We start from the raw sequence: 16713 nt of genomic DNA on the forward strand, positions 1-16713 counted from the left end.
ACTTCAGACAAGGCAGGTCCAAAAAAGGAAGGCTGTGTCTGAAGATAAGTGAACTTCAGTCAAGGAGTTGCTCAAAAGGCCAAGAACTTGTCCGAAGTTGTGACTAATATAAGCCTAAAGGGCAAAGAAAGATACTGTGTAACGGTCTTTTAAAAATAATAATGGTGACAGGAACCGCTTATATTATAATAAAAGGGAAAATATTGGATGGGGGACTTTTTATATGCAATCAGTAGAGAGAATCGGTGAGAGGTTTTGGTACATAACTCCTGTCTCGGAGACGGATCGCCCTATTTTGGGCATGGTGGTTGGAGATCAAAAGGCATTGATGATTGATGCGGGGAATTCAGAAGCCCATGCAGAATACTTCCTTGCAGAACTGACGAAAAGACAAGTGCCAAGACCGGACATCGTCTGCCTTACTCATTGGCATTGGGATCACATTTTTGGCCTTTCTGCATTAACAGAAGCTGTTTCGATTTCTTCTAAAGAAACGAAACAAGAAATTGAGAAGCTTATTGGCCTTTCCTGGACAGATACCGCTTTAGATGAACGGGTCCAAGAAGGGACTGAAATCGAATTTTGTTCCACAGCAATAAAGAAGGAATTTTCGACACATCGTGATATTGCCGTAACGTTACCAACATTATCATTTGAAAATCGAATTGAAATTGATCTCGGGGGTGTGACGTGCATTTTACAACACGTAGGTGGAGATCATGCTTCCGATTCCGTTGTGATCTATATAAAGGAAGAAAAAATCTTGTTTCTTGGGGACTGTATCTATGCCGACATTTATGCGGAAAAGAGAAATTACACCATTGAAAAAACGCTTCAGATGCTTGAACTGTTAGAGACTTTTGATGCAGAATACTATGTTCTCTCTCACTGGAAGCCGATTTCAAAAGCAGAATTCCAACAAGAGGCTTATATGCTTCGGGAAATTGCCAAGTTAACGGAATCTTGTAAAGGGGAGAAACCACATATAATCAAAAAGTATAGAGACCAAGTAAAAAGGGATCTGAATGAGGATGAGTTGGAGATTATTGAGGAATTCCTTAATGGGTACAAATAAAAACGGTTAGATTTTTCAAAAAAAATAGGTTTAACTTTAATAAAAAAAGGATGCACCAAAAAATTGGTGACATCCTTTTTAATTAATATACGACTACTGGTTCATACGTACTAAGATTGTCGTAAACAGTTTTCATGATACTGGAAGGCGTATTCACACATCCGCCGGAACCAGCGTTAAGATAGGCATCGCCTGACCAGTTTTTCCGCCAGCCTGCATCGTGGAATCCCTGTCCGCTGTTTGTAAATGGTGCCCAATAATTTACCTTTACTTCATAGGCTCCGCTTCCTACATGTGTACCTCTAAGAATGGATGGGTTTCGTTTGTAAAGAATATACCACAATCCAGGAGATGTATCTTCACCCGTGCTGTGTTTTCCCGTTACGACATTAGTGGTAACGGCCAATTTTCCGTTCTTATAAATCCAAATCCGCTGTTCTTTAATGGACACTTCCGCATAGGTGTCACCAATCCCATTATTCGTGGTGGTTTCAAAACCGATCCCTTCACCACCCCATCCATGGCCATAAATATTTGACGCTGTAACGGATTTTTCTCCTTTTTCAAAGGCGCCTTGGATCAGTGCTGCTTCCTTATCTACATCCAATGCCCAGCCATAGCCACGAGCTTTTACGGAAATAACCGAACCTGAATGGGTTGTAAAATTGATAAGTTTATTTAATGTGGCCTGAGAAGTATTAACCTCGGTAATTTTGTTCTTGATGTCAGTAGGATCAATGTTGACTTTCATTTCTTTGGATACAGAGGCATTTTTAATAACCTCGCTGGCATTTAACGTATATACCTTATCCTGAACCTTATACTCAACTGTTTGTTTAAGGATTTCCTGCAACTTATTCTGTTCATTTTTTACAATGTCACTGTCCTCTTTAACAGGCTTTATGAAAACAGGTTTCAGGTGAATTTCACTTTTAAATTCCTGTTGATCGTAATCCTTTAATAGATTAGGGACATCATACTGTTCTCCATCACTGCTCTTAGAAATGACCATTTGACCTTGTTCTAATTTAGCTTGGGCATCTACTGGAGCTTTTAAATTCTTATTCAATGTTTGGAGTTTTTCTTCTACAAGCTTTTTCATCGTTTGGCTTCGATATTGATCCGCTTTTTCAGGGACAAGGGAATAATTTTTTAATTTAGAAGTAGGAATAAAAGTCCATTGTTTTTTCAATAAGTCCTTTACTTCAGGCAGATCTTGATTCGAAAATCCCAACTGTGTGTCTGCTTCGTCCAGTATTTGCTGGTCCCCAACATAGACTTCGTTTTTTAAGACAGTAGTTTTTAATTTCTTTAAAGCCTGATCAGCAGTCAGTCCACCGACTTTGATATTATTAATCGTAACCTGTGAATTGAACCGGGTTGCCTGATAATAACTCATTCCCCCAACTAGGAGCGCAATAAGAGTCACACCGCCAATCGTAATGTATTTCCAATTCTTACCCTTTTTTTTGGCCGAGTGTGCCCGCCTATTTTCTTCAACTGAATTCTTTTCCGCGTTGCTCATAACCTTACCTCCGACTGACTACTAACCTTGGTGCAAAATTCCATATAGTATTCTAGTGATATTGTACCAAAACTCTAAATAAGTTTACTCTATAATGCTCAAAAAATCACTATTACTATAGTAGCCTTTTTGGCATAAAATTTCCATTGGTATAGTAAAATATTTTTTATTTTACATGACGAATCTTAAAAATAGATTAAAAAACCTATTATTACTCATCCGCCTTAATCCTCCCCATTAAAATCGTATTATAAAAATGTCCATCTGAAAGAAGTTTGTCCTGCTTTAACACACCTTCCACTTCAAAACCTAACTTTTGATAAAGGCTAATGGCCTTCTCGTTAGTTTCCAAAACACTTAATGTCATTTTTTTAAAATGATTGGCATCAGCCCACTGAATTGATTGTGCTAATAAGTTCTTCCCCATCCCATAGCCCCAATATTCCTTCAACACACCTACCCCAAACTCTACTTGATGGGCCTTTCTTGTCAAATTGTACCCTTCACATCTTGAAAATCCGACAATTTTACCATTGGCTTCTACTACTAAAAATAAATTTCGGTCGCTCTCGGTATCGTTTCTAATGAGTTGTTGAAAACCGGCTTCATCTATATATGCTTCACCTGGTTCACGGTCGAGGTTTTCGGTTTCCCCGTCGATTTTAAGTCTAACCTCAGATAAATTTATGGCATCGGTCTCTTTGACAGATCTGATTATGTAGTGTATGTTCCGAATTTGATAATCTTTTTGGGGAATTTTCATAAAAATAGACCTCCTAATCATGTATCTGTTTTATTTTATCACCTAATTTTAAAGGGTTCGTAATAAATAACCCCATTTACTAATTTTCCAAAATCAGTATAATTCAAGATGAAATGAAAAAACACAATCCGGTTGGTAGTCCGGATGCAGACGTTTTATGTCTGTCAGTAACCTTTCCTTCCTCGGGATGTCCGTCATTTCATATATGTTTAGAGGAGGGGTTTAGGATGAAACTCACCATTTTTTATGATGGTCAATATTTCGTTGGCGTTGTGGAAATGGTATCTGCGGAGCGCCTTAAGGCCTATCGTTTTGTTTTCGGAGCGGAGCCAAGTGATCAAGAAGTCTGGGAGTTTGTCGACAAGAGGTTGCTTTCTTTGATGGAGCAGCATGAACAAAAAGGAATTAAATGCGATAAGGCTGCACAGAAAAGAATGAATCCAAAACGGCTTCAACGTAAAGTCGCGAAGGAAACTAGGCAAATAGGTGTATCCACAAAAGCACAGGAAGCCATCAAGGAAGAATATGCTGAACGGAAAAAAGAAAAGCAGCAGAAACACAAGTTGCTGAGGCTAGAGCAGGTTCAATATAAACGAGAACTGAAGCGGCAAAAGGCAAAGCAAAAGCACAAAGGCAGATAATCAACTTGGTTTCACCACAAAAACATTGGGTTTGATAGCCCAATGTTTTTTTTATGAGTCGAGAAATAGTGGATGCAATTGTGTAACGATCCAAAAAACGCGGTGATATTTTATTGTCACCGCATTTCATTTTTTATCGACAACCAGCGAAGCATTTTCAGGTGGTCTTTGTCCCTGTTGTAATTGGGCGATCGATAAGCCGAAGTTCATTTCCAAATGGGGATAATCTTTAAATTTTTGCCAATCGCCACCCCATTCAAAACCCAAATTCTTCGCTATTTTTACGACCTCAGACCAATCTGCCACGCCATTTTGATTCCCGTCATATTGCCGATCCCAAATGATTTCATCCGAATTGGTCTTTAAAGCAAAGTCTACAGCAAGTCCATAATTGTGATAAGATTGGCCGCCCTTGGCATTTGTAACGACGTCACCCTCTATTGTCCTGCCTTGCTGGTATAATCGGTCTTGATCTTCTGAGCTTCGGAATCCATCTGTAATGACCACGACAATCCCTTTTTTGGCTGCCAGTTGGATTAATTGATTCGTTTGTTCTCTTACCGTAGGATGTAGTCCTGTTGGCAGGGGAGCTGCCTTCACCGTTTCTGTTTTTTTATTAGCGTCCGAAACGCCTGTATAAATCATACCAAAAAAGAGTGCGGCCAGCGCGATGAGAAAAACAACAGATGCAACACGCTTCTTTTTTAGCTTTCGCTTCCGTTTCAATGTAATCGATTCCTTTCATACAATAATAGTTCATTAATAAATACGCTTTTAAAAGTTTCATTGTTTCATATTTTTTTGTGCAAATAATGGCAGTTCTCCAGCATTATTATGGTGGAGTTCCTTATGATACAATCATAATATTATCATTTCCTTAAGATTAAATAATCCAGAAGGAAGGAGCAACCTTTTTGAACATATTGCTTAATCATAAAATTATCAAAGAAATGTGTGGAACTGTCTCCTTCAAACGAGGGGATTATTTTTACCGTAGGAATAAAGTAACATTTGAACAGATTCACCCAGAGAGTTGTCATGCAACCGTTTCAGGTGAAGGAGAATTTCATGTAAAAATTGAATTGGATCGACATGGAGATATTCAAACGGAGTGCAGCTGCCCCAAGCTTGCCTCCTTTAAAAAGGAGTGCCAGCATGTCGCTGCTGTGTTAATTGCGATATTGGAGCAGAGGCAACAAAAAGTTAGTACGAGTTCTAATAACGACCTTACCGATGACTTGGTTAACCTGTTCAGTGAACCTCCCGTTCGTTCCAGTGGGTATCAGCTTCATTTTGAAAAAAGGCAAATCCTAGACGTCCAATTTGTCTGTAAACCCATTATAGTCGGTGAGGGTCAAAAGATAATTGGAATGGATTTACTAATAGATACGCTTAAAGTGTCAGATATCCGAACCTTTCTAATAAAAATTAGACAGGGTGAGCGGTATCCACTCTCCCATTCATTCTCCTATGATCCAAGCTTGCACTGTTTTGAGAGAGATACTGATCCTATCATTCAACAGCTTATTAGCGTGGTACTAGATGAAAGGACATTTGCAGGAGAAATCTCGTTGGGTCATTTGGAGGTACCTGTCAGTAGCACTCTTCCGATTCCCGCCTCTTCGTGGGAGCAGCTTCGTGATTTACTTGTTAAAAATTCGGGAGTAAAACTGGAATATGAAGGAACAATTTTTACCGGATTAACCGTTACAGAGGAAACATTGCCGCTAACGTTCGATTTTGCGGAAGCTTCTGGCAAAGGGTTTTTGTTGAAAGTTAATGGATTTGAGAAGATGACAATATTAGAATCCTATCGTTCTGTTTTATTTAGTGGAAAAATAAAGCAGCTAAAAGAGCAGGATTTTCGGCGGCTTTTAGAGATGAAAGGAATGCTGGAAGCGGGAACCAATCAAATTCCAATTGCCTCTGAGCAGCTTTATTTTTTTCTAGGGAAAGTTGTTCCGGGGTTGAAAAAACTGGGACATGTAATGCTTTCCGACACTATTACGAAGCAGTGGATGACGACCTCTCTGGAGCCAAAGCTTTATTTAGACAGGGTTAAAAATCGCCTCCTTGCCGGTCTCGAATTTCATTATGGGCATACGATCATTAACCCGCTTGAGAGCAGAGAAATTCCGACTGGAACCTTGTTAATCAGGGACGTCGAGAAAGAGGAAGAGCTCCTGCAAATCATGGAGGACAGCTCTTTTGCCAAAACAGATGGCGGATATTTTTTGCATAATGAAGAGCTAGAATACGAATTCTTATACAATACTCTCCCACAGCTGCAAAAGCTTGCTAAAGTATATGCTACCACCGCCGTACGGAATCGAATTTCTAGGGATAACTTCCGACCTCAAATCAGGGTAAAGGTCAAAAAAGAACGAACTAATTGGCTGGAGTTTAAATTCGAAATGGTTGGAATCTCGGAACAGGAAATTCGTGATGTATTGGCAGCGTTAGAGGAAAAACGCAAATATTTCCGGCTGCCGAATGGCTCTTTATTGTCACTGCAGACAAGAGAATATGAAGAAATCCAACGTTTTCTCTATTCGCCGCACATCCAGCCTAAGGACCTTGCAAATGGATTAGATCTGCCATTCGAAAAGTGCCTGGAACTCCTTGATACGGTAGAATTAGACGATATGTTTAAGCTGGAGGAATCATTCGTCCAGTTTCTCGACCATCTCCGTCATCCAGGACGGTTAGATTTCGAAGTTCCTAAGAGTTTGGAGCCAATCCTTAAAGAGTACCAAAAGCAAGGGTTTAAGTGGATGAAAACATTAGCATACTATGGATTTGGCGGGATCTTAGCCGATGATATGGGACTGGGGAAAACGATTCAAAGTATCGCCTTTATCGTGTCTGTCCTTCCTGATATCCGTAAAAATAACCAGCCTGCCCTTGTTGTTTGTCCTGCGTCTCTGATCTATAACTGGCTCAGTGAATGCAAGAAATTCGCACCAGAAGTGCATGCTGTTGTCGTTGATGGAACTAAAAAAGAGCGGGCTTCGTTATTGAAAAACATAACCGATGTCGATGTGATCATCATTTCGTATCCGTCATTGCGAATGGAAATGAGCTGGTTTGAGAAACCATTTTTTCATACGGTTATTTTTGATGAGGCCCAAGCCTTTAAAAATCCATTGACCCAAACGGCACGAGCAGTAAAGAAACTCCAAGCACATCATCGGTTTGCCCTAACTGGGACCCCGGTAGAGAATGCGTTAGAGGAGCTATGGTCCATTTTTCATGTGGTATTTCCGGAACTGTTCCGAGGCTTAAAGGAATTTAGCAAACTTCAAAGAAAACATATTGCCCGAAGAATCCGCCCTTTTATGCTGCGCAGAATGAAGGAGGATGTTCTCTTAGAGCTTCCGGAAAAAATAGAGTCACTAGAAGCGGTAGAATTACTCCCTGACCAGAAAAAACTGTATACGGCCTATTTAGCGAAATTGCGTCACGACACATTGAAGCATTTGGATAAGGAGACGATTCGAAAAAATCGTATTCGCATTCTCGCAGGATTGACCCGGCTACGACAGATTTGCTGCCATCCTGTATTGTTTGTAGATGGATACAAAGGGAGCTCGGCCAAATTCCAACAGCTTCTAAATATTATAGATGAATCAAGACTTTCCGGCAGAAGAGTATTAATTTTTTCGCAGTTTACCAAAATGCTTGAATTGATTGGCCGAGAATTAACGGCAAAGGGGCTGCCTTTCTTTTATCTTGATGGTCAAACACCAGCCGAAGAACGGTTGGAAATTTGCGAACGATTTAATGGTGGGGAGCGGGATCTATTTCTCATTTCCTTGAAGGCCGGAGGTACTGGACTTAATCTGATGGGAGCTGATACGGTGGTCTTATATGATACCTGGTGGAATCCTGCTGTTGAGGAGCAGGCAGCAGACCGTGCCCACCGGATGGGGCAGCAGAACCCCGTAGAAGTCATTAAGTTGATTGCCAGTGGAACCATTGAAGAAAAAATGAACGAACTCCAAGAGAAAAAACGCAATCTGATCGAAGAGGTAATTGATTCCGATGAAAAAATGAATGCGATCTTAACGGAGGAGGATATACGGGAGATTTTGATGATTTAAGCTGCTTAAGGGTGCTTTTTTTTAAAACGTTATGGAGGCGAAAAACCATGAATGTCATTGAAAAAGCCTTGCAGGTTGCCAGTAAAGCGCATTTGAATCAGCGCAGAAAACTTACGGACATTCCGTATATTACTCATCCGGTTGCAGTTGGGATGATTTTAATGAAGGCAGGTTATAACGATGCGATCGTAGCTGCAGGTATCTTGCATGATACCGTAGAGGATACCATGATTACCCTCGAGGACCTTGAACGTGAATTTGGCCATGAAATTTCTAAAATAGTTGCGGGTTGCTCTGAGCCAGATAAATCTCTTTCTTGGGAGGAGAGAAAGCAACACACGATTCATTTATTAAAGGAGTCACCTATAGAAGTACGCGCAGTAGCATGTGCGGACAAACTGCACAATATCCGGTCCATAATCGATGATTATGAACAAATGGGTGATGAAGTATGGACTCGGTTTAAGCGTGGGAGGGAAAAGCAGGAATGGTATTACCGAAGTGTGGTTGACAGCCTTGGTGATCAGTCCGAATTTGAGTTGCTGGGGGAATTAAGGAGTGCGGTAGGGCGGTTATTTGATCGATAATAGGAACTGAGTATTAAGGTTGTCCATCAAGCGGGCAGCCTTATTTTTGTGTATTAATTACGGGCACATGATAAAAGTTAAACGTTTACATTGTCATAATACTGTACGATTTACAACCTTCCAGAAATTTTTAAAACTTTATAATTATCTATATTAAATATGGTATAGAACTTTTAAAAGAAAATAAGGAGGATATAATGAATTTAAAATTAGGCACCAAGATAACAGCCATTGTAGTAGCTATTATTTTATTACTTTCGGTCATGATTGGCTTTGTAGTAAACCTTGAAATCACAAAAGGTGTTAAGGAATTTGCGGTTGTAAAGGCCAAAGGCGATTTACGTTTGGCAACCAAGTACATAAACGAGAAGTATCCCGGAGATTGGGTCGTTAAGGATAATAAGATGTACAAAGGCAAAATCCTGTTGAATGACAATTTTCAAATTGTTGATGCGATTGGAAAAGATACCGGTGACACTGTAACGATTTTCCAAGGAGATACACGTGTTTTAACGAATGTTTTAAAAGATGGAAAAAGGGCAACAGGAACCCAAGCTTCACCGGAAGTTGCGTCAGCTGTATTAAAACAGGCGAAGAATTATTATGGGGAAGCAGATGTGGCTGGGCATCTCTATCAAACTGCCTATACTCCTATTAAAAATAAAAATGGGCAGGTAATCGGAATTTTTTATGTAGGAGCTTCTCAAGAAATTATTGATCAGATTTTATCATCGTTTTTAATAAAGTTTGTAATCGTATTAGTCATTATGATAGTAATATCCTCCATTGGGGTTTATTGGTATACGCAAAGAATGAGAAGACGCCTAGCATCTATTGGCAGAGCATTGGAGTTGGCAGGAAATGGAGATTTTACATCAGTCATTCAAGACCATTCAAAAGATGAGTTAGGGACCCTTTCCTCGAGTTATAACCAAATGTCGGATAACTTAAAGAAAATGATGAATGAAGTCATTGCTACATCAGAGGTTGTTGCGGCATCATCTGAAGAATTAACGGCTAGTGCGAATTTAACGAGCAAGGCAACTAAAAATATTACGGAATCGATTCAGGAAGTAGCAAGTGGGGCCGAGCAGTCGACAGCAAGTGTAAAAGAAAGTGCGATTGCCTTGGAAGAGGTAACAATCGGAGTTAAATCAATTGCTGACAATACAGCGGTTATGACCCAATTTAGCACCCAAGCCACGGAAAAGGCTAAAGAAGGCGGAGTATATGTTCAAAAGACAGTCGATCAAATTAATGAAATCAGATGCACTGTCAGTAAAAGCGGTGAGGTTATCCAATCATTGGATAAGCGGTCAAATGAAATTGGCGACATTATTAAGATTATTTCAGGTATTTCTGAGCAAACCAACCTGTTAGCTTTGAATGCAGCTATTGAAGCCGCCCGCGCTGGCGAGCACGGAAAGGGATTTGCGGTTGTCGCAGATGAAGTACGAAAACTGGCCGAGCAGTCCAAGGACTCCTCTTCCCGGGTTGCTAGTTTAATCATAGAAATCCAACAAGATATGGAGCGTTCCAATCAATCCATTGAACAAGTTTCTGTGGCAGTAAATGATGGATTGGGAATCGTTAAACAAACAGAAGTGAGTTTTAAAGAAATCTATCATTTTTTGTTGCAACTTGCTAATCAAATCAATGAGCTGGCGGCAATTGCGGAAGAAATTTCAGCAAGTACGCAACAGGTGTCCGTGAGTATTAAAGGTATATCAGACATCTCTCATCAAACCTCTATTTATTCTCAGAATGTATCAGCATCAGCAAATGAACAATTGCTATCCATGGGAGAAATTGCTGCTGCTGCAAGTTCCTTGTCTAATATGGCAGCGGGATTGCAACATTTGATTAGCCAGTTTAAGGTATGAAAAAAAAGAACTTGGATCCCTCCAAGTTCTTTTATTTAGCCTATTAAATCTCTTCTAATACACCTTTTACTAAATCAACAAATTTAGCTCGCACTTTACCTGCTACTTCTATCACTTCATCATGATTTAACGGCTGATCAAGGATGCCGGAAGCCATGTTGGTTAAGCAGGAAATACCGAGTACCTTCATCCCGCTATGAGTCGCAACAATTACTTCAGGTACGGTTGACATGCCGACCGCATCTGCTCCTAATGTACGAATCATGCGGATCTCTGCCGGCGTTTCATAGGTAGGACCGCTCCACCATGCATAAACTCCCTGTTGTAAGGAAATATTTTGTTCCTTCGCCACCTTTTCGGCAATACTGCGCAAGTGTGGGTTATACGCTTGTGACAGATCAGGGAAACGAGTCCCCAACTCATCGTTATTAGGACCGATTAATGGATTGGTACCAACTAAATTGAGATGGTCAGTAATTAACATTAAATCTCCCGGGCTAAAGCTCTTGTTTACCGCACCACAGGCATTGGTAATGAGCAGATTTTCGATGCCCAAGGCTTTCATGACACGAACTGGGAAGGTAACATCGTCCAGTGAATACCCTTCATAGTAATGGAAACGTCCTTTCATGGCTGCAACGGTTTTACCCTTAAGCTGGCCAATCACTAATTCATTCGCATGACCTATTGCTTCTGACTTAGCGAAGTGAGGGATTTCACTGTAAGGAATTCTAACAGGATTTTCAATATCATCTGCAATGGAGCCCAAACCGGACCCTAGAATCATCCCGATGGTCGGCTTATGATCCGTTTTACTCATAATAAAATCGCGCGCTTCTAAAATCGCATCTAATTTATGCATCTTTACTTCCTCCTTGGTTGGAAAAATAATCCGATATATCTTTTAATGTGCTTAATAAACAGGCAAAGCATGTATGACTTTACAGTAAAAGTTTAATCGATAATAAAAGCGAAGTAAATAGACTAAAATTCATTTTGGGAAAAAGATTTTGATAAATTAATAGAGTATCGACGTAATTAGACTTTCTTTTTTTAAAAAATAATAAAACAAATGAAATGTGTTTGACCGAAAACAAGTGGTACTGCTAAAGGAAGCGCCAAAAATACCAATTGCAGCATAAGAAAATAACGCCGGCCCGAAGGGGAACGGAAAGAGGTATGTTAAATCCATATGAAATGAGAATTTTTTGTAAGGAGACGTGAATGATTGAACCATTCACATGAAAACAATGTGTGCAATTTTTTATAAAATTTAACTAAAATTTTAGTAAAAATAATTGAGGTGTTTTACTTTTAGAGGTAAAATTGAATATAGAAATCTTTTTGCCAGATACAAGACGATGGAGGGAATTTTGATGAGCACGAGAACACTATCCAATACTTTTATAGACATCTTTCATAGTTTGCCAGATAAGGCTTTTTTTGCTCCGGGAAGGATTAATTTAATCGGAGAACACACGGATTATAACGGTGGTCATGTTTTTCCATGTGCAATAACGTTTGGAACGTATGCTGTTTCAAGAAAACGCGATGATCAGCTTGTCCGTTTATATTCTGCTAACTTTCCTGATAAAGGGATTATTGAATTTAACTTAAATGATTTACTTTTTGACAAAGCGCACAACTGGGCTAACTATCCAAAAGGAATGATTCGTTACATCATGGAAGCCGGCTATGACATTCCAGTAGGCTTTGAGTGCGCCATTCATGGAAATATTCCCAATGGGGCAGGACTTTCTTCATCAGCCTCTATTGAACTTTTGATAGGTGTCATGGTAAACGGATTGTTTGGATTAGAGATTCCCCGTCTTGACTTGATTAAGCTGGGCAAGCAGGTTGAAAATGAATTTATTGGCGTAAACAGTGGAATTATGGATCAGTTTGCTATAGGGATGGGAAAAAAGGACGCTGGAATTCTGCTTGACTGTCAGACGCTACATTACGAATATGCTCCCATTCAGCTTGATCATCATAAAATTTTAATCATGAATACAAACAAACGCCGTGAACTTGCGGACTCCAAATACAATGAGCGCAGAAGTGAATGTGAGGAAGCATTGGAACAACTTCAGCGAGAATTTTCTATCGAGGCGCTTGGGCAGTTAACAGAAAAGGAATTTGATGAAAGTCAACACCTGATAACCAATGAAACAGTTCGCAAGCGGGCAAAGCATGCTGTCTATGAAAATGTTAGAACAATAAAGGCTTTGAAAGAACTGAAAGCTGGAAACCTAGATGTATTCGGTCAGTTAATGAATCAATCGCATATTTCGTTGCGAGATGATTATGAAGTGACTGGAATCGAACTTGATACATTGGTGGAGGCAGCTTGGAGGCAGCCTGGAGTGCTTGGTGCCAGGATGACAGGTGCAGGCTTTGGAGGTTGCGCCATCGCTATTGTTGCCAATGAAACGGTGGATTCTTTTATTGAAAAGGTTGGAACTGTCTATCAAGAAAAAATAGGTTACAAAGCTGATTTATATGTCGCAAGTATTGGTGACGGGGCGAAAGAAATAGAAATGGAGGATGTGATTTAATGAGTATACTTGTCTTGGGCGGCGCAGGTTATATTGGTTCACATGCTGTTTATCAGTTAATCGATCAGGGTTTCGATGTGGTAGTGATTGATAATTTACAGACTGGACACCGCAATGCGATCCATCCGAACGCACATTTTTATGAAGGAGATATCCGGAGCCGAGAGTTCATGCAGTCTGTTTTTGTTAAAGAAACCATTGATGGGGTTTTGCACTTTGCGGCTAATTCACTAGTGGGAGAATCAATGCTTGAACCGTTGAAATACTACGACAATAACGTATACGGAACCCAAGTTGTCCTTGAAACCATGAAGGAATTTGGTGTGAAACATATTGTTTTTTCTTCAACAGCCGCTGTATATGGAGAGCAAAAAGTGATTCCTATAACAGAGGATTCAATCACGATGCCGACCAATACTTATGGCGAAACCAAGCTGGCCATGGAGAAAATGATGGCATGGTGTGACAAGGCATTTGGGATAAAGCATGTTGCTCTTCGTTATTTTAATGTGGCAGGTGCAAGAACAGATGGTCAAATTGGTGAAGATCATTCTCCTGAAACGCACTTAATTCCGGTTGTTCTGGAAGCGGCATTTGGAAAAAGAGCTGCCGTTACTATTTTTGGTGAAGATTATGACACTCCAGATGGTACCTGTATTCGCGATTATATCCATGTGGAGGATTTGATTGAGGCCCATATTTTAGCTCTAAAATATTTGCAAAATGGCGGAGAAAGCAATGTTTTCAATCTCGGCAGCAGTCAGGGATTCTCGGTAAAGGAAATTGTTGAGACGGCTAAAGCAGTGACCAGCATTGATATCCCTGTAAATATCGGGGAGCGACGCGCAGGTGATCCCAGCATATTAATCGCTTCTTCAAACAAGGCAAAGCAGATGCTTGGGTGGAATCCATTCAAGACATCCATAGAGCAAATCGTGAAGGATGCCTGGAACTGGCATAAGCATAACCCAAATGGCTATGGATGTGAAAATCATGATTGATCGTCTGGTTCAACAACTCATTTACCAAGCCCTGCGAACTCATTTAATTGATCAAGAGGATGAAATGTTTGCGCAAAATCAAGTATTGGGACTTCTGCAATTGAATGGATTAAGAAAAGAATCCGACATAAACGAAGAATCCCAGAGTATTCCAGACCTATTAGATCAAATTGTTGATTATGCCTGTGAACAGAGAATCATTGAGGATATTTTTGATGAACGGGAAATATTCACCAGTAAAATCATGAATTGTTTGATTGCCCGCCCGTCAACTGTTAACCAACTATTTTTTGAAAAATATAACGAGGATCCGAAGGCGGCAACGGATTATTTTTACGAGTTGAGTAAAAACAGTAACTATATTCAGATGAAGCGGATACAAAATAATATTGACTATAAAGTAGCAACAGAGTACGGAGCACTGGATATAACGATTAATCTATCAAAACCTGAAAAGGATCCGCGAAGCATCGCAGCTGAGCGGTCAGCGGTGCAAAATGACTATCCTAAATGCCTTCTTTGTATTGAAAATGAGGGGTATGTCGGGCGTGTCGGTCATCCGGCCCGTTCCAATCATCGGATGATCCGATTGAATTTGCTTGGGGAGAAGTGGTTTCTACAATTTTCGCCGTATGTGTATTACAATGAGCATTGTATTGTCCTTTCTGAAAAGCATACTGATATGAAAATCAGCTCTATGACGTTTGACAGGTTATTAAGCTTTGTTGAACAATTTCCCCATTATTTTCTGGGATCTAATGCAGATATCCCCATTGTTGGCGGTTCGATATTATCTCACGAACATTACCAGGGCGGTCACTATGAATTTGCCATGGCGAAGGCAGAAAATGATTGGGACTTTGAAATGGAGAATTTCGCAAAGGTCAAATGCTCCGTTATCAAATGGCCAATGTCAGTGATTCGCTTGGCTTGTGCAGAAATAAAGCCGCTTGTCGAAGCAGGGGCCCATATTTTAGCTAAATGGAAACAATACAATGATGAATCATTGGGGATTTTATCATGGACAGGAGATACTCCACACAATACGATTACACCGATTGCCAGAAAGAAAGGAAATAGGTTTGAATTAGATCTGGTTCTTCGCAATAACCGAACCAGTGCTGAACATCCGCTTGGTATATTCCATCCGCATTCAGATGTCCAGCATATTAAGAAGGAAAATATCGGATTGATAGAGGTAATGGGCTTGGCAGTTCTTCCTGCGCGCTTATTGTCAGAGCTTAGGGAAGTGGAGGCCTTTATCCTAGATAAAAAATCCGATGTCGCAGAGTATCATGTAAATTGGGCTAAGGAATTAAAGGAATGCTACAAGGGCATTGCGAACGAAGCTAACGTCACTTCATTAGTAAGAGAAGAAGTCGGAAAGAAATTTTTAAAGGCTTTAAAAGATGTCGGTGTATTCAAGCGGACTGAAGAAGGTGCTGCTGGATTCAAACGGTTTATCTATTCTTTATGATGATTAGGAGTTGATGGTATTAAAAAATGGCAACTATAAAAGACATTGCCAAAAAAGCTGGTGTTTCCATTGCAACCGTATCACGCGTGTTGAATTACGACACAACGCTTTCGGTCAGCGATGAAACAAAAAAGAAAATTTTTGAAGTAGCGGAAGAACTATCTTATAAGAAGAAATCAGCTCGAAAGCAAGAAAACGGGAAAATAGCGGTTCTGCAATGGTATACAGAAAAAGAAGAGCTGGAGGATTTATACTATATGTCTATTCGGCTGGGAGTGGAAAATCGCTGTCAGCACCTTGGGATCCTTGTCTCCAGATATTTTCAGGACAATTACGAAGAATTAAAAGAAGATGATATTCAAGGCTTGGTTGCCATTGGGAAATTTAGCAGCAGACAGGTGAGAGAGCTTCAAGGAATCACCAAAAATATTATTTTCGTTGACACTTCACCGGATGAGGATCGGTTTGATTCGGTGGTCAATGATTTTGAAAGGGCAACGCAGAAAGTACTCGACCATTTCATCGAAAAAGGACACACCACAATTGGATATATCGGTGGCAGAGAGGTATTCATGGATAAAACCTCTACGATTGAAGATCCAAGAGAACTAACGTTCAAACGATATCTTTTTGACAAAGGACTCCTTCATGAATCGTTTATGTATATTGGGGCCTTCTCCGTTCATGACGGTCATGCTCTGATGAAAAAGGCCATACAAGAGCAAGGTGAAAACCTCCCGACAGCTTTTTTCGCCGGCAATGATTCCATTGCGATTGGGGCGTTAAGGGCTCTGCTTGAGGAAGGGATTCCCGTTCCGGACCGTGTCAATATTATCGGGGTTAACGATATCAGCATTTCCAAGTACGTATACCCAGCCTTAAGTACTGTGAAGGTTTATACAGAGCTTATGGGGGAGACAGCTGTGGATACACTGCTAGAAAGAATTGAAGGCAGAAAAACAGCTAAAAAAATTATGATCGCCACAAAATTAATGATAAGAAATAGCAGTTTTTAAAGAAAAAACAGGGAATGGACTCAAAATAAGTCTCCCTGTTTTTTTTATTAGGCTATGTTAAAGAATCCTGTTGATTGGAGAGGA

Annotated in this window: 13 protein-coding genes; 9 read left to right on the forward strand and 4 right to left on the reverse strand. The window is 40.1% G+C overall.

The window, feature by feature from the left end:
• Nucleotides 1–223 precede the first annotated feature (223 nt).
• The gene (locus V7083_RS15115; RefSeq protein WP_335479231.1) at nucleotides 224–1075 is read left to right on the forward strand and encodes an MBL fold metallo-hydrolase; all 852 of its coding nucleotides are present in this window, start codon (nucleotides 224–226) and stop codon (nucleotides 1073–1075) included.
• Nucleotides 1076–1157: 82 nt separating this feature from the next.
• Here the strand turns inward: V7083_RS15115 and V7083_RS15120 are convergent, their stop codons facing one another.
• Together V7083_RS15120 and V7083_RS15125 are read right to left on the reverse strand one after the other, a co-directional pair.
• A complete protein-coding gene (locus V7083_RS15120; RefSeq protein WP_335479233.1) occupies nucleotides 1158–2600 on the reverse strand; it encodes a L,D-transpeptidase family protein in 1443 nt (480 codons plus the stop codon).
• Between the two features lie 211 nt (nucleotides 2601–2811).
• On the reverse strand, nucleotides 2812–3363 hold the full coding sequence (locus V7083_RS15125) for a GNAT family N-acetyltransferase (protein WP_335479235.1): 552 nt from the start codon (nucleotides 3361–3363) through the stop codon (nucleotides 2812–2814).
• A gap of 227 nt (nucleotides 3364–3590) precedes the next feature.
• Here V7083_RS15125 and V7083_RS15130 point away from each other — a divergent pair, with 227 nt between their 5' ends.
• Nucleotides 3591–4004 carry a YjdF family protein gene (locus tag V7083_RS15130; protein WP_335479237.1) on the forward strand — a complete coding sequence of 138 codons (414 nt, stop codon included), beginning with the start codon at nucleotides 3591–3593 and terminating at the stop codon, nucleotides 4002–4004.
• A 126-nt stretch (nucleotides 4005–4130) separates the two neighbouring features.
• Here the strand turns inward: V7083_RS15130 and V7083_RS15135 are convergent, their stop codons facing one another.
• Complete coding sequence (locus V7083_RS15135) at nucleotides 4131–4649, reverse strand: M15 family metallopeptidase (RefSeq protein ID WP_438823731.1); 519 nt, start codon at nucleotides 4647–4649, stop codon at nucleotides 4131–4133.
• A 269-nt stretch (nucleotides 4650–4918) separates the two neighbouring features.
• Between V7083_RS15135 and V7083_RS15140 the strand changes: the two genes are divergently transcribed.
• The 3 genes from V7083_RS15140 (at nucleotide 4919) to V7083_RS15150 (ending at nucleotide 10577) form a co-directional block, all read left to right on the forward strand.
• Entirely contained in the window at nucleotides 4919–8107 is a 3189-nt protein-coding gene (locus tag V7083_RS15140; protein ID WP_335479242.1) for a DEAD/DEAH box helicase, read from the forward strand.
• Between the two features lie 47 nt (nucleotides 8108–8154).
• On the forward strand, nucleotides 8155–8694 hold the full coding sequence (locus V7083_RS15145) for an HD domain-containing protein (protein WP_335479244.1): 540 nt from the start codon (nucleotides 8155–8157) through the stop codon (nucleotides 8692–8694).
• 197 nt (nucleotides 8695–8891) lie between these two features.
• Nucleotides 8892–10577, forward strand: a complete 1686-nt coding sequence (locus V7083_RS15150; protein ID WP_335479246.1) for a methyl-accepting chemotaxis protein — start codon at nucleotides 8892–8894, stop codon at nucleotides 10575–10577.
• A 43-nt stretch (nucleotides 10578–10620) separates the two neighbouring features.
• On the opposite strand, the gene V7083_RS15155 is transcribed toward V7083_RS15150, so the two are convergent.
• Complete coding sequence (locus tag V7083_RS15155; RefSeq protein ID WP_335479248.1) at nucleotides 10621–11439, reverse strand: purine-nucleoside phosphorylase; 819 nt, start codon at nucleotides 11437–11439, stop codon at nucleotides 10621–10623.
• Nucleotides 11440–11953: 514 nt separating this feature from the next.
• Here V7083_RS15155 and V7083_RS15160 point away from each other — a divergent pair.
• From V7083_RS15160 to V7083_RS15175, 4 genes are read left to right on the forward strand one after another with little or no spacing between them, the layout of a single operon-like run.
• Nucleotides 11954–13135, forward strand: a complete 1182-nt coding sequence (locus tag V7083_RS15160; RefSeq protein ID WP_335479250.1) for a galactokinase — start codon at nucleotides 11954–11956, stop codon at nucleotides 13133–13135.
• Nucleotides 13135–14136 carry a UDP-glucose 4-epimerase GalE gene (galE, locus tag V7083_RS15165; RefSeq protein ID WP_335479252.1) on the forward strand — a complete coding sequence of 334 codons (1002 nt, stop codon included), beginning with the start codon at nucleotides 13135–13137 and terminating at the stop codon, nucleotides 14134–14136. Before V7083_RS15160 ends, galE begins: the two co-directional genes overlap by 1 nt.
• On the forward strand, nucleotides 14129–15613 hold the full coding sequence (galT, locus tag V7083_RS15170; protein WP_335479254.1) for a UDP-glucose--hexose-1-phosphate uridylyltransferase: 1485 nt from the start codon (nucleotides 14129–14131) through the stop codon (nucleotides 15611–15613). Before galE ends, galT begins: the two co-directional genes overlap by 8 nt.
• A 26-nt stretch (nucleotides 15614–15639) precedes the next feature.
• Nucleotides 15640–16629 (forward strand): LacI family DNA-binding transcriptional regulator, encoded by a 990-nt coding sequence (locus V7083_RS15175; protein ID WP_335479256.1) that lies wholly within the window; start codon nucleotides 15640–15642, stop codon nucleotides 16627–16629.
• Nucleotides 16630–16713: the final 84 nt, after the last annotated feature.

Origin of the sequence: Bacillus sp. JJ1764, assembly GCF_036962145.1 — a bacterium.
Classification (GTDB): Bacteria; Bacillota; Bacilli; order Bacillales; family Cytobacillaceae; genus Neobacillus.

Coding starts and splice junctions, on each gene's coding strand:
- V7083_RS15145 (WP_335479244.1), top strand. CDS start 8,155: ATGAATGTCATTGAAAAAGCCTTGCAGGTTGCCAGTAAAGCGCATTTG.
- V7083_RS15120 (WP_335479233.1), bottom strand. CDS start 2,600: ATGAGCAACGCGGAAAAGAATTCAGTTGAAGAAAATAGGCGGGCACAC.
- V7083_RS15135 (WP_438823731.1), bottom strand. CDS start 4,649: ATGATTTATACAGGCGTTTCGGACGCTAATAAAAAAACAGAAACGGTG.
- V7083_RS15130 (WP_335479237.1), top strand. CDS start 3,591: ATGAAACTCACCATTTTTTATGATGGTCAATATTTCGTTGGCGTTGTG.
- V7083_RS15155 (WP_335479248.1), bottom strand. CDS start 11,439: ATGCATAAATTAGATGCGATTTTAGAAGCGCGCGATTTTATTATGAGT.
- V7083_RS15160 (WP_335479250.1), top strand. CDS start 11,954: ATGAGCACGAGAACACTATCCAATACTTTTATAGACATCTTTCATAGT.
- V7083_RS15150 (WP_335479246.1), top strand. CDS start 8,892: ATGAATTTAAAATTAGGCACCAAGATAACAGCCATTGTAGTAGCTATT.
- V7083_RS15115 (WP_335479231.1), top strand. CDS start 224: ATGCAATCAGTAGAGAGAATCGGTGAGAGGTTTTGGTACATAACTCCT.
- galE (WP_335479252.1), top strand. CDS start 13,135: ATGAGTATACTTGTCTTGGGCGGCGCAGGTTATATTGGTTCACATGCT.
- V7083_RS15175 (WP_335479256.1), top strand. CDS start 15,640: ATGGCAACTATAAAAGACATTGCCAAAAAAGCTGGTGTTTCCATTGCA.
- V7083_RS15125 (WP_335479235.1), bottom strand. CDS start 3,363: ATGAAAATTCCCCAAAAAGATTATCAAATTCGGAACATACACTACATA.
- galT (WP_335479254.1), top strand. CDS start 14,129: ATGATTGATCGTCTGGTTCAACAACTCATTTACCAAGCCCTGCGAACT.